The 18,470-nt window shown below is 56.4% G+C and carries 11 protein-coding genes, 2 tRNA genes and 3 rRNA genes; 3 read left to right on the forward strand and 13 right to left on the reverse strand.

What is annotated here, in order from left to right; translation table 11 throughout:
• Positions 1 to 34: 34 nt before the first annotated feature.
• Positions 35 to 487 carry a ribosomal protein S18-alanine N-acetyltransferase gene (rimI, locus tag QFW87_RS24855; protein ID WP_123365613.1) on the reverse strand — a complete coding sequence of 151 codons (453 nt, stop codon included), beginning with the start codon at positions 485 to 487 and terminating at the stop codon, positions 35 to 37.
• Positions 480 to 1,229, reverse strand: a complete 750-nt coding sequence (locus tag QFW87_RS24860) for an energy transducer TonB (protein WP_283190951.1) — start codon at positions 1,227 to 1,229, stop codon at positions 480 to 482. The genes rimI and QFW87_RS24860 overlap by 8 nt, the downstream gene beginning before the upstream one ends.
• 206 nt (positions 1,230 to 1,435) lie before the next feature.
• On the opposite strand from QFW87_RS24860, the gene mksB reads away from it, so the two are divergent.
• Genes mksB through mksF form a run of 3 tightly spaced genes read left to right on the forward strand, consistent with a single transcriptional unit; the run spans position 1,436 to position 6,253 of the window.
• Entirely contained in the window at positions 1,436 to 2,725 is a 1,290-nt protein-coding gene (gene mksB / locus QFW87_RS24865; RefSeq protein ID WP_161990823.1) for an Mks condensin complex protein MksB, read from the forward strand.
• Positions 2,715 to 3,416, forward strand: coding sequence for an Mks condensin complex protein MksE (gene mksE, locus QFW87_RS24870; RefSeq protein WP_140677938.1), 702 nt, complete (start codon positions 2,715 to 2,717; stop codon positions 3,414 to 3,416). Before mksB ends, mksE begins: the two co-directional genes overlap by 11 nt.
• Positions 3,413 to 6,253 carry an Mks condensin complex protein MksF gene (mksF, locus tag QFW87_RS24875; RefSeq protein WP_283189116.1) on the forward strand — a complete coding sequence of 947 codons (2,841 nt, stop codon included), beginning with the start codon at positions 3,413 to 3,415 and terminating at the stop codon, positions 6,251 to 6,253. The genes mksE and mksF overlap by 4 nt, the downstream gene beginning before the upstream one ends.
• A 75-nt stretch (positions 6,254 to 6,328) precedes the next feature.
• On the opposite strand, the gene QFW87_RS24880 is transcribed toward mksF, so the two are convergent.
• The 11 genes from QFW87_RS24880 to pssA form a co-directional block, all read right to left on the reverse strand.
• Entirely contained in the window at positions 6,329 to 8,632 is a 2,304-nt protein-coding gene (locus QFW87_RS24880) for an MlaD family protein (protein WP_283189117.1), read from the reverse strand.
• Positions 8,625 to 9,248 carry a paraquat-inducible protein A gene (locus QFW87_RS24885; protein WP_283189118.1) on the reverse strand — a complete coding sequence of 208 codons (624 nt, stop codon included), beginning with the start codon at positions 9,246 to 9,248 and terminating at the stop codon, positions 8,625 to 8,627. The genes QFW87_RS24880 and QFW87_RS24885 overlap by 8 nt, the downstream gene beginning before the upstream one ends.
• On the reverse strand, positions 9,235 to 9,894 hold the full coding sequence (locus QFW87_RS24890) for a paraquat-inducible protein A (protein WP_283189119.1): 660 nt from the start codon (positions 9,892 to 9,894) through the stop codon (positions 9,235 to 9,237). The genes QFW87_RS24885 and QFW87_RS24890 overlap by 14 nt, the downstream gene beginning before the upstream one ends.
• Positions 9,895 to 10,043: 149 nt before the next feature.
• A 5S ribosomal RNA gene (gene rrf, locus QFW87_RS24895) occupies positions 10,044 to 10,159 on the reverse strand.
• 154 nt (positions 10,160 to 10,313) lie between these two features.
• Positions 10,314 to 13,205: ribosomal RNA gene (locus QFW87_RS24900) — 23S ribosomal RNA — on the reverse strand.
• A 235-nt stretch (positions 13,206 to 13,440) separates the two neighbouring features.
• Positions 13,441 to 13,516, reverse strand: a tRNA-Ala gene (locus tag QFW87_RS24905).
• Between the two features lie 27 nt (positions 13,517 to 13,543).
• Positions 13,544 to 13,620: transfer RNA gene (locus tag QFW87_RS24910), tRNA-Ile, on the reverse strand.
• Between the two features lie 160 nt (positions 13,621 to 13,780).
• Positions 13,781 to 15,319 (reverse strand): 16S ribosomal RNA (locus QFW87_RS24915).
• Together the 16S, 23S and 5S rRNA genes with 2 tRNA genes alongside form the textbook arrangement of a ribosomal RNA operon.
• A gap of 544 nt (positions 15,320 to 15,863) precedes the next feature.
• Positions 15,864 to 16,484, reverse strand: a complete 621-nt coding sequence (gene msrQ / locus QFW87_RS24920) for a protein-methionine-sulfoxide reductase heme-binding subunit MsrQ (RefSeq protein ID WP_283189120.1) — start codon at positions 16,482 to 16,484, stop codon at positions 15,864 to 15,866.
• Positions 16,484 to 17,497 carry a protein-methionine-sulfoxide reductase catalytic subunit MsrP gene (gene msrP, locus QFW87_RS24925; protein WP_283189121.1) on the reverse strand — a complete coding sequence of 338 codons (1,014 nt, stop codon included), beginning with the start codon at positions 17,495 to 17,497 and terminating at the stop codon, positions 16,484 to 16,486. Before msrP ends, msrQ begins: the two co-directional genes overlap by 1 nt.
• 58 nt (positions 17,498 to 17,555) lie before the next feature.
• Complete coding sequence (pssA, locus tag QFW87_RS24930) at positions 17,556 to 18,410, reverse strand: CDP-diacylglycerol--serine O-phosphatidyltransferase (protein WP_095133137.1); 855 nt, start codon at positions 18,408 to 18,410, stop codon at positions 17,556 to 17,558.
• Between the last annotated feature and the right edge of the window lie 60 nt (positions 18,411 to 18,470).

Here is an 18,470-nt window from a genome sequence, read left to right on the forward strand (position 1 = left end):
AGGGAGCTTTCTCCCTCGCCACAATAGCTGTAACTCAATCGACGAGGGTGCAGGCCATGACGACAGCATCTTCCCGCCCGCCAACTGCCGGGTAGTAATCGCGTCGACGGCCAATCTCGTTAAACCCATAACGCTCATACAACTTAAACGCACCACGGTTGCTGTCGCGCACCTCAAGGAAACACTCCCGCGCCTTGGCGTCATACGCCCGGGACATCAAATGTTCCAGCAACGTCAAGCCCAGGCCGCGGCCCTGGTTCTCCGGTTTGACGGTGATGTTCAGCAGATGCGCTTCATCAAGGATGATCTGCACCACCCCGTGGCCGACCTGCTGCTGGCCTTCAAACATCAGCCATATCTGATATTTACCCAGCCCATCGAGAAAAATCCCGCGAGTCCAGGGATGGCTGTAAGCCGCGTATTCGATTTTCAGTACAGCGTCCAGGTCCGCCTCGATCATCGGGCGGAACGATACAGCGTCACTCATTCGATTCTTTCCAGCGCGCCATCAGCCGACGCATGGCTTGCCAGACATCAGCCTTACGCTGTGGCTCTTCCATTAATAATTCCAGACCCGGCAGGGCCCAGACCGAGCCCAGGCCTTCGACCTGGAGTTCACGGTTGAAGGATTCGGCGTTCGCCTCACCGGCGAAACGCACCGCCGGCAAGCCGATCAGCCACACGCAGACGCACGGTGCGTCTTCCAGCCGGGCCGAGAGAAAACCTTGCACGAAGTCGCGAGCCGCTTCCGGGCCTTGATCCATGGTGCCCCGAGACAACAGCGGCCAACGCACCGGTTCGCCGACGATTTGCGGGCTGTCCGGCAGACCGGCGGCGCGCAGCATGTCTTTGAGTAACAGATAGGCAGGGTCGCGGGTCTGGAACGATTCGCCTGTGGGTAACTCCACCAGCAGCAGGCAACGCCCGGCCCGCAGCAATTGCAGAGCGAAACGCGGTGGCGGCACGACTGGCGCCTTGGCCACAACCGGAGCGGCCTCTTCTTCGACTTTGGCGTTCGTGCGCGTGCTGGCCAACGATGGCCGTGGCACCTCGATTTTCACCCGTTCGGCCGGTTTGACCAGCGGTTCCACGGGTGAATCAGCCACAGGCACGGGCGCAACCGGAGCAACCGGGGCGACGACCAACGGCTCGGGCATCTCCAGCAGTTCGGGGCGTGAGGGCGCAGCAAAGGGCAATTCGGTGCGCGGCAGCCAGTTGACCACCTGCATGGCGGTCAAATAAGCGCGGCGACGGGACTCGATAAGCAAAGGTCGGCCACTTGTGGATAACTAAAGTGCGGTGATTCTACCGCCCTTCGCTCAAGATCGCCCACGCTTGATCGATAGAAAGCCAACTGTCCGTCCCGAGAGTGAATCGCAACGGGCGTGATGCAGTACAATCGCTGCTTTTAATTGCCAACCAGCCGGCCATTCCGATGATCGAACCCAAGCGCGTCTTGCGCGCCCTCGCTGAACACTGGGCACTTCTGGAGCCACTGTGCGAGCACTTCGACCAAGGCACCTTGAGCCTCAACGAATTGCGTTCACAGTTGGCCGCCCAGCAACTGGACAGTACGCCGCAGGACATCACCAGCCTGCTGGACGTATGGATCCGCCTCGACATTCTGGTTCCCGTGGCGAAAAGCCCGAACCGTTTCGAGCTCAATGCGCAGATCCACGACTTCCTCGCTTACCTGCGCCGTGAGCACCGTCTGGGCCTGTGCCTGGAGATCGAAGCCTATCTGCGCCATCTCGAGCGCCTGGCCGGTTATATCCAGGACGCCTTCGACATCCGCGACGGCCACGACCTGGCGCGCCAGTTGCGCCTGCTCGACATGCGCGTACGGGATGTATTGAAAAAACTCGCCAACGACGAACAGGCCCTGGTGGCCGTCGCCGAGCGGGCCAAGACCAGCGACCGGCAGATTCCCCTGCGCCAGCGTTACGCTGAAGTACTGGCGACCTGGGACGAATACGTCGAGCCGATGATTCAGTTGGTGAACGCCGACGGCGCCTTCGAACAAGGCGTGCGCAAGGTCGAGAACGTGCTGCTGAAGATGCTCACCGAACAGCAGCGCCTCGGCCACCTGGTCGATGACGACATGCTGCTGCGCACCCACGCGCGCATCCTCGAGATGCAGACCAGCGCCCAGCTGACCCTGCGTCATGCCCGCGAACTGCTGCTGCCGCTGCGTGAAGAAGCCCGTCGGCACAACGCCGTGACCCGTGGCGCGGCGCTGGCCTTGTCGGCCATTCGTCGCAAAGGTATCGATGCGGTGCCACAAGCGGCGATGCCGATGTTCACCCGCCCGCAAAGCACCTTCCTCGGCAGCGCCAGTCAGGTCGAAGCCTACGTTTACGCCCTGGCCCGTTTCGAGCCAAAACCGGCGCGCTTCCCCAAGGCCCACAAGACGCAGAAAGGCGAAGCGCCGCGCGCGCCACGCACGGTTCGGGAAATGCTCGAACGTTGCGAAGACGCCCTGCCGATGCCTGACCTGATGACCTGGCTGCTGGAGCAGGAGCCGGACGGCGCTACCGACGAATTGCTTTATTGGTTCTCGCGCCTGTCGCGGGAAAAGCGCTTCACACGCGAGCGTCTGGAACGCCGCGATTACCACACTCACGAGCACCAGGTCAGCCTGCGCTCCTTCGCCCTGCTCTCGGCCCGCGACGCCGCCGAGGATTCTGCGAGCACCCTCTATGCAAGTACTCCACATGCAACTTGATCTAAACGAACTGTCCCAGCTGGCGCCGATTTTTCGCGAGCTGTTCAAGGGCTACCACGTCAGCCGCCGCGATCCGGAGTTGTATGCGCAACTGTCGAACTTCCAGGATCAGTACCGCACGCTGTTCAAGGCGCTGGGCTTTGAACTGGTCTGCGACACCCGGGGTTTCTACTATTTTGTGCCGGACCTCGCCGCCGCAGCAGTGAACAAGACCGCGCAACGTCTGGCGCTGTTCACCTTCATTCTTGTCGAGCACCTGGCCGATCAGGGCCGTGACCCGGTCGCCGTGCTCGACGGTGGCAGCCTCGGCCGCGACGAGTTGCCATCGCTGCTGGAGAAATACCGCGACCTGTTTATCCAGGCCGAAGTGCAGACGGTTGAAGAGCTCGAAGAAAAAATCATGCGCCGCATGACTCAGCTCGGTTTCGCCGGCGAAGAAAACGGCATCTACCGTTTCCTGCCGCCGATGCACCGCTTCCTCGATGTCTGCCTGTCGGTCCAGCAGGATCGCGACCTGGCTGCCAGTCTGCACAGTGTTTTGCCATTGCCGGTGCCAGTGCTGATCGATGACGACAGCGACGAAAAACTTTTGGAAACCGATGACCCGCTCGATCTGAGCGACTTCGCTGAAGAAAGCGAAGAAGACGCCATGGCCCGCGCCATTGCCGAAGAACAGGAGACCGACGCATGAGCAAGGAACGCTACGGCATTCGCCGCTTTGCCCTTTTGAACACCGCCGGTTACAGCCTCGGCCTGTTCCCGCTGGAAGAACCGTTGTCGGTTTACGGCGCGAACAACCTCGGCAAATCCGCCTCGATCAACGCCTTGCAGTTCCCGATCCTGGCGCGCATGTCGGACATGAGTTTCGGCAAATACAGCCTGGAACAATCCCGACGCTTCTACTTCGCGTCGGACACCAGCTACATCCTGGTCGAAGTGTCCCTGCCCCACGGTCCTCACGTCATTGGCGTGGTCGGTCGCGGCCCGGGCGGTGGTTTCGGTCACCAGTTCTTTGCCTACGCCGGCAAACTGGATCTGGCGCATTACCAGAAAAACGACACCTGCCTGCGCCAGAAAGAATTGTTCACCAACCTTGAGCGCGAAGGACTGAAAGCCTACGAGCTCAAGCCGGATGAACTGCGTCGATTGCTGGTGGGCGGTCACACCTCGATCCCGCTGGACCTGACGCTAATCCCGCTGCGCTCCACCAGCGAGCAGAGCCTGAAGACCTTCCGCGCACTGTTCATCAACCTGCTGCACATGCGCGAAATCACCGCGGCCAAGCTCAAGCAGCTGTTTCTCGATGCGTTCGAACACAGCCTGCGTTCCGGTAGCGTTGATTACATCGCCGCGTGCGAAGAAGCGTTCCGCGATGTACGACGCATGGAGCAGGACTACAACTCGCTGGTCACTGCTGGCCCATTGGTCGAAGCCCTTGCGGCAGGCGTGACCCAGCGCAACATCCTGCGCGGCAAATTGCACCGGATCTCGCCGCTGCTCGATTCCCTGCTTGGCACCTGGTCGGACTATGCCAGTGCGCGCAAGGAAGAGCTGACGATTCAGGCCGAGCACTACCGCAACGAACAGGACGCGCTGCAAAACGATCAGCGTGGCGGCACTCAAGAGCTGATGCGCCTGGAGCGGGAAATCACCGGCATCCAGCGCTGGCTTGGCGAGTTGTCGGTGCTCAAGCATCGCTTCGCCTTGGTCACTGACGTCAAAGTCCTTGAGCAGCAACTGCTCGCGGCCAAGGATGCGCACGATGAACTGGCCGGTGCGCTGGCGCAGTCGCGGCAGTTCAGCGCCGAAGATTTGGAAGAGCGTCTGCGGGATCTGGAAAAACGCCTGAAGTCGGTGAAGCAGCAACTCGATCACGCCGATAACAACAGCTACGCCCGTCTGCGCGAGGAGTTTTCGCAACAGGACGTCGAGCGTCTGATGCGTTTGTTCAACAGCGCGTTGTTCAGCCTGCCGTTGGGTGAGCACGGCATTACGCTGGACGAGGACGGCCAGTGGGTCAAATCCATGGAGCTGATCCTCGATGGCTTCAAAGGCGAGCGCTTCGAAGTGCCGGGCCTGTCCATCGACATCTCGCACATCGAACCGCCAGCGCTGCAAGCCTTGGCTGACCGCGCCGCGTTGCGCGATCAGAAAGAGCGTCTGGATAAAGAACTCAAGCAACTGAAAACCCAGCAAGCCGTGGCCGCCGACCGGGCCGCGAGCAAGACCCAGACCGAAGCGCTGTACCAGCAAGTGCTGGACGCGCAGAAAGCGCTGGAAGATTTCCGCCGCGCGCAAACCCTGAGCGCGGAGGAAGGCGACAAGCTGGAACAGCTGGCGCAGATGGAAGCCGCTCAGGACGAGTTGAAGCGTTCCAGCGACGCCTTCACCGAACGCGTCCAGCAACTGTCGGCCAAACTGCAACTGGTCGGCCGGCAGATCGGCGACATGGAAGCCAAGCAACGCACCCTCGACGACGCCCTGCGCCGCCGTCAGTTGTTGCCGGCAGACCTGCCGTTCGGCACGCCGTTCATGGACCCGATCGACGATTCCATGGACAACCTGTTGCCGCTGCTCAACGACTATCAGGACAGCTGGCAGGGCTTGCAGCGCAGCGATGGTCAGATCGAGGCGCTGTACGCTCAGGTCCGCCTCAAGGGTGTGGCCAAGTTCGACAGCGAAGACGACATGGAGCGCCGCCTGCAACTGTTGATCAACGCTTACGCACACCGCACCGACGAAGCGCTGACCCTCGGCAAGGCGCGTCGTGCGGCCGTTACCGACATCGCCCGGACCCTGCGCAACATCCGCAGCGACTACGACAGCCTTGAGCATCAATTGGCGCTGTTCAACCGCGAGATCAACAAACGTCAGGTGTCCAACCTGCAGAGCTTCCGCATCGTGCTCGCGCCGAACAAGGAAGCACTCAAGCACATCGACCAGATCATCCACAGTGCCGGTCAGTACGAAGAGGGCGAAACCCTTTCCGTGTTCGACCTGAGCCAAAGCGCCGATCAGGACAACAAGAACGAAGAAGCCAAGGAATATCTGGCGCGGCTGGTGGCGGCGAACCACAACCAGCTCGGCCTCAAGGACTTGTTCGAGCTGGCGTTCGAGATCACCAAGGTCAACGGTCAGCCGGTCATCCACACCGACATCGATGGCGCCGCGTCCAACGGTACGACCATGACCATCAAAGCGCTGACCAACATGTACTTGTTGCTGCACTTGATGGACCGCGACCAGGCCGGTCGCGTGCGCCTGCCGTACTACCTCGACGAGGCAGCGGACATCGACGAGAAGAACCAGGCAGCGCTGTTGGAAACCAGTCTGCAACTGGGCTTCGTACCGATCCTGGCGAGTGTGAAACCGCAGGTCTGTGCCAGTGTCGCCATCGACCTGGAAGGCGGCAGCGGGCCGAACGGGATCTACATCGACGAGGCGGACTGGAAGTACATCCGTCGTCACGACGAAGTGAAGGCTGCCGTTAATGTTGAAGAGGACGAGCCGGAGCTGGATGCAGTCTGATTTGCATTAATCGAAGGCAATAAAAAGGCCGCGATCCAATGGATCGCGGCCTTTTTCATGCCTGCTGTTTGGGGCTTACTTGCCGATTGAAATCTTCGGCGCCCAGGTCAGCCATTCGTCTTCAAACTTATCGAACAGCGGGAACGTTTGCTCAGCTCGCGCCGGACTGCCCATGCGCTCGCCGTCCGGCGTGGCGAAAGCGATGCCGCCCTGAATCAGCGTCTCCAGCGATTCGGTACGCATCGTCGCCCCTTTGAACAAGCCGTAATCAAAGCCAAAACCACTGGTGTTCCAGAAACGCGTGCCGCTGCGCACTAACGGCGCGTACTTCGGCTCGATCAGGATGTGCACCAACACACGATCCGCCGTCTGGCCGAGTTCATAGCCTGTCACCTTGCCCACGGTGATTTCGCGATAAGTGACCGGCACACCTGTTTTCAGCGAACCACGGCGGGCAGCGCTCAACACCAGACTCAAACCGGCTTCTTGCTTAGCGGTTTCCGGCGGATTGGCCAGGGCCACGAAGTTCTTCTGCGGGCCGAGGTTTTTGGCGGCCGGTTGCACTTCGATGTATTGGCCAGTAACCAGCGTTTCGAGGTTGGACGTCTTGATCAGACCCAGTTCAGGTTTGACCACCCAGAACTGACTGCCGACCCGAGCGATACGCTCCGGCACTTCGGTGATTCGAGCAGTCAGCAACACCGATTGCAGGTCATCGCTGAGGTCGATGTCTTCAATCTTGCCGACATCCAGGCCTTTGAATCTCACAGGTGTGCCGTTGCGTAAGCCATCGGCGCGATCAACCTTGATCGTGACCACAGTGCCTTTCTGGTTGGCCTCGTCATGGCTGGCGAACAGACGGAAACGCGGAATCCGCTTCTGCAACGGTGCTTTCGCTTGCGGGGTTTCGAAGGCGATACCGCCAGCCATCAGGCTTTGCAGCGACTCACTTTTGACTTGGATTCCACCGGTCAGCCCACCCGTCAGCGTAATGCCGCTGGCATTCCAGAAGCGTGTCGAGGCATTGACCAAGCCTTCGTATTCCTTCTCGATGTGTACACCAATCACCAACTGTTTTTTGGTGCGCGAGAACTGATAGCTTTGGACCGAACCGACCTTGACCTGTTTGTAGAGAATCGGACTGCCGACTTCCAGGGAACCCAGATTCTCGGTGAACAGCACCAGGTGCAAACCCGGAGAACGCAGATCCAGCGGCGGCGCCTTGGGGCGTGCCACGAATTCGCGTTGCGGCGCGGCGCCTTTGTCGCCAGGACGCACGGCGATGTAGTTACCTTTGACCAACGCTTCGAGACCGGTGATACCGGCAAGCGAGATCGACGGTTTGACCACCCAAAACTGGGTGCCTTCGACCAGGTAATCTTCAGCCAGAGGATCGAGGGTCAATTCGGCGGTGGCACTGGATAGATCTGGATCGATCTTGAGCGCTTTCAGATTGCCGACCTGGATGCCTTTGTACATAACCGGTGTGCGACCAGCCTGCATTCCTTCGAAGTCGCTGAGTTTGACCTTGACCCGAATACCGGCGGCGGCTGCATCGAAATCTTCGTAGAGACGGAACGGCAGACTCGGATCGGTGGGCGGACTGTCCTTGCGGTTCTCCGGCGTGGCGAACGCGATACCGCCGGCGACGATGCTCGCCAGCGACTCGCTGCGCACTTTCACACCCGACAGGTTGGCGTCGATGCTAATGCCGCTGGCGTTCCAGAAACGTGTGTGTTTGCGCACCAGCTTGGCGTAGGTGGGTTCGATGAAAACTTTGAGTTCGACGGTGCTTTGGTCTTCGGACAGCAAGTAACTTTTGATCTGGCCGACCCTGATCTGCTTATAGAAAACCGGGCTACCGCGATTGAGTGAACCGAGACGATCAGCCTTGATGGTCAGGTGTAGACCGGGCTGGGCGTCTGACAGCGGCGGCTCTTCGGCCAAGGCTTTGAACTTGCGAGTCGGCTCACCCTCGCCAGGGCTTATCGCCACGTAGTTACCCGAGACCAGCGTCTCCAGGCCAGTGATGCCGGCCAGCGTCACGCTCGGCTTGACCAGCCAGAAACGGGTGCTGGTCCGCAGGTATGGCTCCACGTCCTTATTCATCTCGACGGTGGCGATCACGCCTTTAGAGTTGCCTTCGTCATCGAGTTTGAGGGTCTTCACCTTACCCACCGACATGCCTTTGTAGACGACTTCGGTCTTGTTGGCCTGAATGCCTTCACCACTTTCGAAACGCACCTGAATCTCGATGCCGGTCTCGTTGTAGGCACGCCAGCCGAGCCAGCCGCCGATGATCAGGGCGATCAGGGGCAACACCCAAATAGCTGACCAGTTCGAGGCCGGTCGGGTTTTTGCTGTAGGCAAATCAGTCATGGTCGTCGTCCGACTCCGTGTTATCCCAAATCAGTCGGGGATCGAAAGTTACTGCGGCAAGCATCGTCAGAATCACCACACTGGCGAAAGCGATGGCGCCAAGATTGGCTTCGACGCTGGCAAGCCGTCCGAAATTCACAACCGCCACCAGGATGGCGATCACAAAAATATCGAGCATTGACCAGCGGCCAATGAACTCAATAAAGCGGTACATCCAAATGCGTTGGCGAGCCGACAGTGGCTGGCGGCGCTGCACGGAAAACAGCAGCAGTGCGATGCCCACCAATTTGAACGTTGGTACCAGAATACTGGCGATAAAAACCACGGCGGCGATTGGAATCATGCCGTGTTGAACCAGTTGGATCACACCGGACATGATCGTGCTGGGATCGCCCTGCCCCAGTGAACTGACGGTCATGATCGGCAACACGTTGGCCGGGATGTAGAGCACCGCGGCGGTCACCAGCAACGCCCAGGTACGCATCACACTGTTCGGACGACGGGCGTGAACCAGCGCACCGCAACGGGTGCAGACCTGCTTGTCGGTGTCGGCTTCCTGCTTGTTCAATTCATGGCATTCGGCGCAAATCAGAATGCCTGCATCAATCGCCCGCATGGGCATCCTCTCCTGATAAAGCCTGCCAGATCTGATGGGGCGACATCACAACCTCCAACCAGACCTGAACCAACAACAAACCGATAAAGCACGCCAGGCCAAGCCCGACGGTAATTGCTGCCATATCTGCCAGTTTGACGATCGCCACCAGTACGCCCATGAGGTAGACCTCGAGCATCCCCCAATCGCGTAAATGGTGATAAATGCGGTAGAGCAACAGGCCGTAACTGCGTCCGATATCAAAACGAATACTCAGCAGTACAACCAGTTGGCAAAGCAACTTGAGCAGCGGGATTCCCATACTGCAGAGAAACACCACAACTGCAACGCCCTGCATTCCGGTATCGAACAGGCCGACAACGCCGCTCCAGACGGTGTCGTGCGATGACTGCCCGAGTAGATGGAGCTGCATGATCGGTAAAAAGTTCGCCGGGATGTACAACAACAGAGCGGCGATAACCAGGGCGAGACTGCGCTGTACGACGTTATGCCGATGGGTGTAGAGCTCGTAACCGCAGCGCGGACAGAGCGCTTTCTCGCCATGGGCGAGTTCGGGCTTGCGCATCAGCAAGTCGCACTCATGACACGCTACCAAGTCGTCCAGCGGTAATTCTGACAGCCCTGGGGCGTCAACCGGATCTGGCATAAAAGGCTCTGACTCCGAAAAAGTTGGACCTATTCTAGTGTCATGGATCGAAAATAACTGTGCAAATTTGTGCTTTAACTGAAAGCCACTTTCCTGCGGACAAAACAAAACCCCTACCTGCATACGCAGATAGGGGTTTCGGAATTTAATCTTGACGATGACCTACTCTCACATGGGGAAACCCCACACTACCATCGGCGATGCATCGTTTCACTGCTGAGTTCGGGATGGGATCAGGTGGTTCCAATGCTCTATGGTCGTCAAGAAATTCGGTAGCCAGGTCGTTTACCTTGCGGTTCACGCTCCAGCGAATGGGCAGGTGATAGATTTGTGTGTTGCGTTGCAAATTTTCGACTTGTGTCGTCTTCACACACCGCAATCTGGTGCCTCTTCAGGTCAGCAAATTGCTTGGGTGTTATATGGTCAAGCCTCACGGGCAATTAGTATTGGTTAGCTCAACGCCTCACAGCGCTTACACACCCAACCTATCAACGTCGTAGTCTTCGACGGCCCTTCAGGGGACTCAAGGTCCCAGTGAGATCTCATCTTGAGGCTAGTTTCCCGCTTAGATGCTTTCAGCGGTTATCTATTCCGAACATAGCTACCCGGCAATGCCACTGGCGTGACAACCGGAACACCAGAGGTTCGTCCACTCCGGTCCTCTCGTACTAGGAGCAGCCCCTCTCAAATCTCAAACGTCCACGGCAGATAGGGACCGAACTGTCTCACGACGTTCTAAACCCAGCTCGCGTACCACTTTAAATGGCGAACAGCCATACCCTTGGGACCGGCTTCAGCCCCAGGATGTGATGAGCCGACATCGAGGTGCCAAACACCGCCGTCGATATGAACTCTTGGGCGGTATCAGCCTGTTATCCCCGGAGTACCTTTTATCCGTTGAGCGATGGCCCTTCCATACAGAACCACCGGATCACTAAGACCTACTTTCGTACCTGCTCGACGTGTCTGTCTCGCAGTCAAGCGCGCTTTTGCCTTTATACTCTACGACCGATTTCCGACCGGTCTGAGCGCACCTTCGTACTCCTCCGTTACTCTTTAGGAGGAGACCGCCCCAGTCAAACTACCCACCATACACTGTCCTCGATCCGGATAACGGACCTGAGTTAGAACCTCAAAGTTGCCAGGGTGGTATTTCAAGGTTGGCTCCACGCGAACTGGCGTCCACGCTTCAAAGCCTCCCACCTATCCTACACAAGCAAATTCAAAGTCCAGTGCAAAGCTATAGTAAAGGTTCACGGGGTCTTTCCGTCTAGCCGCGGATACACTGCATCTTCACAGCGATTTCAATTTCACTGAGTCTCGGGTGGAGACAGCGCCGCCATCGTTACGCCATTCGTGCAGGTCGGAACTTACCCGACAAGGAATTTCGCTACCTTAGGACCGTTATAGTTACGGCCGCCGTTTACCGGGGCTTCGATCAAGAGCTTCGCGTTAGCTAACCCCATCAATTAACCTTCCGGCACCGGGCAGGCGTCACACCCTATACGTCCACTTTCGTGTTTGCAGAGTGCTGTGTTTTTAATAAACAGTCGCAGCGGCCTGGTATCTTCGACCGGCATGGGCTTACGCAGTAAATGCTTCACCCTCACCGGCGCACCTTCTCCCGAAGTTACGGTGCCATTTTGCCTAGTTCCTTCACCCGAGTTCTCTCAAGCGCCTTGGTATTCTCTACCCAACCACCTGTGTCGGTTTGGGGTACGGTTCCTGGTTACCTGAAGCTTAGAAGCTTTTCTTGGAAGCATGGCATCAACCACTTCGTCACCCAAAGGGTAACTCGTCATCAGCTCTCGGCCTTAGAATCCCGGATTTACCTAAGATTCCAGCCTACCACCTTAAACTTGGACAACCAACGCCAAGCTGGCCTAGCCTTCTCCGTCCCTCCATCGCAATAACCAGAAGTACAGGAATATTAACCTGTTTTCCATCGACTACGCTTTTCAGCCTCGCCTTAGGGACCGACTAACCCTGCGTCGATTAACGTTGCGCAGGAAACCTTGGTCTTTCGGCGTGGGTGTTTTTCACACCCATTGTCGTTACTCATGTCAGCATTCGCACTTCTGATACCTCCAGCAAGCTTCTCAACTCACCTTCACAGGCTTACAGAACGCTCCTCTACCGCATCACCTAAGTGATACCCGTAGCTTCGGTGTATGGTTTGAGCCCCGTTACATCTTCCGCGCAGGCCGACTCGACTAGTGAGCTATTACGCTTTCTTTAAAGGGTGGCTGCTTCTAAGCCAACCTCCTAGCTGTCTAAGCCTTCCCACATCGTTTCCCACTTAACCATAACTTTGGGACCTTAGCTGACGGTCTGGGTTGTTTCCCTTTTCACGACGGACGTTAGCACCCGCCGTGTGTCTCCCATGCTCGGCACTTGTAGGTATTCGGAGTTTGCATCGGTTTGGTAAGTCGGGATGACCCCCTAGCCGAAACAGTGCTCTACCCCCTACAGTGATACATGAGGCGCTACCTAAATAGCTTTCGAGGAGAACCAGCTATCTCCGAGCTTGATTAGCCTTTCACTCCGATCCACAGGTCATCCGCTAACTTTTCAACGGTAGTCGGTTCGGTCCTCCAGTTAGTGTTACCCAACCTTCAACCTGCCCATGGATAGATCGCCCGGTTTCGGGTCTATTCCCAGCGACTAGACGCCCTATTAAGACTCGCTTTCGCTACGCCTCCCCTATTCGGTTAAGCTCGCCACTGAAAATAAGTCGCTGACCCATTATACAAAAGGTACGCAGTCACCCAACAAAGTGGGCTCCCACTGCTTGTACGCATACGGTTTCAGGATCTATTTCACTCCCCTCTCCGGGGTTCTTTTCGCCTTTCCCTCACGGTACTAGTTCACTATCGGTCAGTCAGTAGTATTTAGCCTTGGAGGATGGTCCCCCCATATTCAGACAAAGTTTCTCGTGCTCCGTCCTACTCGATTTCATGGCCAAGAGATTTTCGCGTACAGGGCTATCACCCACTATGGCCGCACTTTCCAGAGCGTTCCGCTAATCTCAAAGCCACTTAAGGGCTAGTCCCCGTTCGCTCGCCACTACTAAGGGAATCTCGGTTGATTTCTTTTCCTCAGGGTACTTAGATGTTTCAGTTCCCCTGGTTCGCCTCTTAAGCCTATGTATTCAGCTTAAGATAACCATCTTATGATGGCTGGGTTCCCCCATTCAGACATCTCCGGATCAAAGTCTGTTTGCCGACTCCCCGAAGCTTTTCGCAGGCTACCACGTCTTTCATCGCCTCTGACTGCCAAGGCATCCACCGTATGCGCTTCTTCACTTGACCATATAACCCCAAGCAATCTGGTTATACTGTGAAGACGACATTCGCCGAAAATTCGCAATTTAACTCACAAATTTTACCTTAGCCTGAGCCGTTACCAGTGAAAGTAACGTTCAGTCTATCTTTCTATCACATACCCAAATTTTTAAAGAACGATCTAGCCAAAGACTAGAAATCAACATTCACCATCCTACGATGGAATGCTCATTTCTAAGCTTTCAACAAACAGAAGCAGTAGTGGTGGAGCCAAACGGGATCGAACCGTTGACCTCCTGCGTGCAAGGCAGGCGCTCTCCCAGCTGAGCTATGGCCCCGTATTTCTACAGGTTCCCACACAAAATTGGTGGGTCTGGGCAGATTCGAACTGCCGACCTCACCCTTATCAGGGGTGCGCTCTAACCAACTGAGCTACAGACCCAATTTCGAGCTTTAAGGCCGACCTCACCCTGCTCTCTACCACAGAGCATGGGTGCGTTCCGACCAACTAAGCTACAACCTGTTAGGGCTGCTTCTTATCGTCTTCTTCAATGAATCAAGCAATTCGTGTGGGAACTTATGGAGCAGCTGATGTCGTCGATTAAGGAGGTGATCCAGCCGCAGGTTCCCCTACGGCTACCTTGTTACGACTTCACCCCAGTCATGAATCACACCGTGGTAACCGTCCTCCCGAAGGTTAGACTAGCTACTTCTGGTGCAACCCACTCCCATGGTGTGACGGGCGGTGTGTACAAGGCCCGGGAACGTATTCACCGCGACATTCTGATTCGCGATTACTAGCGATTCCGACTTCACGCAGTCGAGTTGCAGACTGCGATCCGGACTACGATCGGTTTTCTGGGATTAGCTCCACCTCGCGGCTTGGCAACCCTCTGTACCGACCATTGTAGCACGTGTGTAGCCCAGGCCGTAAGGGCCATGATGACTTGACGTCATCCCCACCTTCCTCCGGTTTGTCACCGGCAGTCTCCTTAGAGTGCCCACCATTACGTGCTGGTAACTAAGGACAAGGGTTGCGCTCGTTACGGGACTTAACCCAACATCTCACGACACGAGCTGACGACAGCCATGCAGCACCTGTCTCAATGTTCCCGAAGGCACCCATCCATCTCTGGAAAGTTCATTGGATGTCAAGGCCTGGTAAGGTTCTTCGCGTTGCTTCGAATTAAACCACATGCTCCACCGCTTGTGCGGGCCCCCGTCAATTCATTTGAGTTTTAACCTTGCGGCCGTACTCCCCAGGCGGTCAACTTAATGCGTTAGCTGCGCCACTAAGAGCTCAAGGCTCCCAACGGCTAGTTGACATCGTTTACGGCGTGGACTACCAGGGTATCTAATCCTGTTTGCTCCCCACGCTTTCGCACCTCAGTGTCAGTATCAGTCCAGGTGGTCGCCTTCGCCACTGGTGTTCCTTCCTATATCTACGCATTTCACCGCTACACAGGAAATTCCACCACCCTCTACCATACTCTAGCTTGTCAGTTTTGAATGCAGTTCCCAGGTTGAGCCCGGGGATTTCACATCCAACTTAACAAACCACCTACGCGCGCTTTACGCCCAGTAATTCCGATTAACGCTTGCACCCTCTGTATTACCGCGGCTGCTGGCACAGAGTTAGCCGGTGCTTATTCTGTCGGTAACGTCAAAACACTTACGTATTAGGTAAATGCCCTTCCTCCCAACTTAAAGTGCTTTACAATCCGAAGACCTTCTTCACACACGCGGCATGGCTGGATCAGGCTTTCGCCCATTGTCCAATATTCCCCACTGCTGCCTCCCGTAGGAGTCTGGACCGTGTCTCAGTTCCAGTGTGACTGATCATCCTCTCAGACCAGTTACGGATCGTCGCCTTGGTGAGCCATTACCTCACCAACTAGCTAATCCGACCTAGGCTCATCTGATAGCGCAAGGCCCGAAGGTCCCCTGCTTTCTCCCGTAGGACGTATGCGGTATTAGCGTCCGTTTCCGAGCGTTATCCCCCACTACCAGGCAGATTCCTAGGCATTACTCACCCGTCCGCCGCTCGCCACCAGGTACAAGTACCCGTGCTGCCGCTCGACTTGCATGTGTTAGGCCTGCCGCCAGCGTTCAATCTGAGCCATGATCAAACTCTTCAGTTCAAACATCTTTGGGTTTTTAAGAAACCCTAAACTTGGCTCAGCAATCGTTGGTTACATCTTTGATTTCTCGCGGAGTAACTTGTGATGCTGATAATCTTGTTGACTATCAGTCTGACTCCACAAGCACCCACACGAATTGCTTGATTCAGTTGTTAAAGAGCGGTTGGTTAAGATCTTTCGTCTCAACCGAGGCGCGCATTCTACAGCAGCCTCTGTTGCTGTCAAGCGGTTATTTTCCGAAGTTTTCAAAGTTTCCTTTGCAACTTCAACCACTTGCGCTTGCGATCTCTCGTTAGCGGGAGGCGAATTCTACAGCGTTACTCGCTGCTGTCAACACCTCTTTTGTTCCGCTTTCGACCGAGAAGATCGAACCGTTAAAAGAGCCAAACAACACCACTCCTTCAACTCCTTCTGGGCTTCGATGACCTGAAGCAACTCGCTGTCGAAAACTGCGTAACTCATTGTTTACCAAGGAGTTTTTCGTTTCGACTGCGCCGGAAGTGGGGCGAATTATAGACTTCCAGAATCTGCCGTCAACCCTTAATTATGCTTTTCGTGCAGAAGGTGCCTTTTTAGCAATTAAACGGGGAATTCGGCGGGTTACGGGCGGCAGTCGCAATACTAATAGCAATGCACCTATAGAGGCGTAGACCGCCCATTCCTTTAGATCAGCACGCACGATCCACAACATATGCAGCAATCCAAGCCCGAGAACCACATAGACGAGGCGATGCAGCTTCTTCCAGCGAGAACCCAAACGCCGCTGACTATAGCGATTTGAGGTCACCGCCAAGGCCAACAAACACAGAAACCCAAGCGTCCCGACAACAATGTACGGCCGTTTGCGCAACTCGACACCCAACTGCGACCAATCAAAGCCGAGGATGAATGCCGTATACCCACTCAAATGCAAAACCACATAAGCGAAGCACCACAACCCCAGTTGCCGCCGGACAGCAACCCACCCCGCCCAACCGGTGAGCTTCTGCAGAGGTGTCATGCTTAAAGTAATGAGTAGCAGGACAAGCGTCCCCAGCCCCAACCGGTCAACCAGCACCTTGCCCGGATCAGGCCCCAGCACATCCTCCCAGGCCTGATACAACCAAAGCAGCGGCCAGACCGCAGAAGCTATAAAGACGCCAATTCGCCAAAACGGAAATCGCATCAGTAGTTCTTCCGCAAATCGAGCCCTGTATATAGAGAGGCGACTTCATCCGAGTAGCCATTGAACATTTGCGTGTCCCGCACATTGGGCTTGAACAGCCCGCTCGGTAAACGCCGCTCACGCGCCTGAGTCCAACGCGGATGGTCGACCGCAGGATTTACGTTCGCATAAAAACCATACTCATCCGAGGCAATGCTCTGCCAGGTGGTTTTCGGCTGCTCTCTAACCAGACTGATCCGCACGATGGATTTGATGCTCTTGAAGCCGTACTTCCACGGGACCACCAAACGCAGAGGCGCGCCGTTCTGATTCGGCAACTCCCGCCCGTACATACCCACGACAAGAATCGCCAACGGGTTCATCGCCTCATCCAGGCGGAGCCCTTCCACATACGGCCAGTCAATCAAGGCAAAACCGGAACGTTGCCCGGGCATGCTCTTGGGATCTTCCAGGGTTTCGAAGCGAATGAATTTGGCATTGGACGTCGGCTCAACTTCCTTGAGCAACGCCGAGATGGGAAATCCGATCCATGGAATGACCATCGACCAAGCCTCTACACAGCGAAGACGGTAGATGCGCTCCTCCAACTGATAAGGCTTCATGAAGTCTTCCAGTGCGTACCGTCCCGGCTTGCCCACCTCCCCGTCCACCACCACACTCCAAGGTTCGGTTTTCAGCGCCCCGGCGTTGGCGGCTGGATCACCTTTATCGGTGCCGAACTCGTAGAAGTTGTTGTAATGGGTCGCGTCCTTGAATGGCGTGATCGCCTCATCCTTGACGTTGACCGCCCCCCATTTGGTAGCGGGCAGTTTTTCGGCAAACCAGGAAGGCGCCTTACCAGGCTCGACATCCGCATAACGCGCAGCAACGGCAGCACTGACCCAACGCGGCAAGCCGCTAACAGCCAAACCGGCAACGGCAGCACCCAGTACGTTGCGACGAGATAGGTAGAAGGATTCAGGCGTGACGTCCGACTCATGGCAGTCAGACGCTTTGGAGACTTTGATCAGCATGGCAACTCCGCAGCGTTGGAGAACAGATGCACCAATAGACTGCGGAGTATGAGGGAAGCTAAGCCTTTTTGTGCCGACGAAGACGTAACAGATATTGAACCGGGCCAGAGGCTGCATAAGCGAGGAAAACCAGCAGAAGGATGCGCGGCGGATCACTGAACACTACGGCAAACACCAACACCACCGCGAGGATGGCCACGAAAGGTACACGCCCCTTCAAATCCAGCTCCTTGAAGCTGTTGTACTTGATGTTGCTGACCATCAGCATGCCGGCGGCAGCGACCATCAGCGCAACCAGGAAGGACATCTTCGAGCCCTGAATGCCGTAATCACTGAACGCCCAGACAATGCCTGCAACCACACCAGCAGCAGCCGGACTGGCCAGACCGATGAAGTAGCGCTTGTCCGCGGTACCAACCTGGGTATTGAAACGTGCCAGACGCAACGCCGCACCGGCCACATAAATGAAGGCAACCATCCAGCCGACCTTACCCATGTCGCCCAAGGCCCAACCGAATGCCAACAATGCTGGCGCAACACCAAAGGCGACCATGTCGGACAGCGAGTCGTACTCGGCACCGAAGGCGCTCTGGGTATTGGTCATACGGGCAACGCGACCATCGAGGCCGTCGAGCACCATCGCGACAAAAATCGCGATCGCTGCAAAAGCAAAATACTTGCTCGCACCAATCGAATCACCGGCACTCAGGGCGCTCTGGGCGCTCATCGAGTTGATGATGGAATAAAACCCTGCGAACAGGTTCGCAGTGGTGAACAGATTCGGCAGAAGATAGATACCACGATGCCGGACTTTACGACCTTCAGCGTCATGCCCTTCCTCGATGTGTTCATCGATGGGCAGCAGGCTTTCGGCGTCAGAAGCCTGGTTTGGCTCTTCGGGACGTTCGCTCATGGACATTACCTTGCAACGGGGTGGAAAGTTTGGACAGGTGTCTGGGACGACGGTTCGGCC

This window comes from Pseudomonas sp. PMCC200344, from assembly GCF_030053095.1.
GTDB classification, from domain to species: domain Bacteria; phylum Pseudomonadota; class Gammaproteobacteria; order Pseudomonadales; family Pseudomonadaceae; genus Aquipseudomonas; species Aquipseudomonas svalbardensis.

What these genes read in the sequence shown, in the direction of transcription:
- rimI (WP_123365613.1), bottom strand. Translation starts at nt 487, where the DNA reads ATGAGTGACGCTGTATCGTTCCGCCCGATGATCGAGGCGGACCTGGAC.
- QFW87_RS24860 (WP_283190951.1), bottom strand. Translation starts at nt 1,229, where the DNA reads ATGCAGGTGGTCAACTGGCTGCCGCGCACCGAATTGCCCTTTGCTGCG.
- mksB (WP_161990823.1), top strand. Translation starts at nt 1,436, where the DNA reads ATGATCGAACCCAAGCGCGTCTTGCGCGCCCTCGCTGAACACTGGGCA.
- mksE (WP_140677938.1), top strand. Translation starts at nt 2,715, where the DNA reads ATGCAACTTGATCTAAACGAACTGTCCCAGCTGGCGCCGATTTTTCGC.
- mksF (WP_283189116.1), top strand. Translation starts at nt 3,413, where the DNA reads ATGAGCAAGGAACGCTACGGCATTCGCCGCTTTGCCCTTTTGAACACC.
- QFW87_RS24880 (WP_283189117.1), bottom strand. Translation starts at nt 8,632, where the DNA reads ATGACTGATTTGCCTACAGCAAAAACCCGACCGGCCTCGAACTGGTCA.
- QFW87_RS24885 (WP_283189118.1), bottom strand. Translation starts at nt 9,248, where the DNA reads ATGCGGGCGATTGATGCAGGCATTCTGATTTGCGCCGAATGCCATGAA.
- QFW87_RS24890 (WP_283189119.1), bottom strand. Translation starts at nt 9,894, where the DNA reads ATGCCAGATCCGGTTGACGCCCCAGGGCTGTCAGAATTACCGCTGGAC.
- msrQ (WP_283189120.1), bottom strand. Translation starts at nt 16,484, where the DNA reads ATGCGATTTCCGTTTTGGCGAATTGGCGTCTTTATAGCTTCTGCGGTC.
- msrP (WP_283189121.1), bottom strand. Translation starts at nt 17,497, where the DNA reads ATGCTGATCAAAGTCTCCAAAGCGTCTGACTGCCATGAGTCGGACGTC.
- pssA (WP_095133137.1), bottom strand. Translation starts at nt 18,410, where the DNA reads ATGAGCGAACGTCCCGAAGAGCCAAACCAGGCTTCTGACGCCGAAAGC.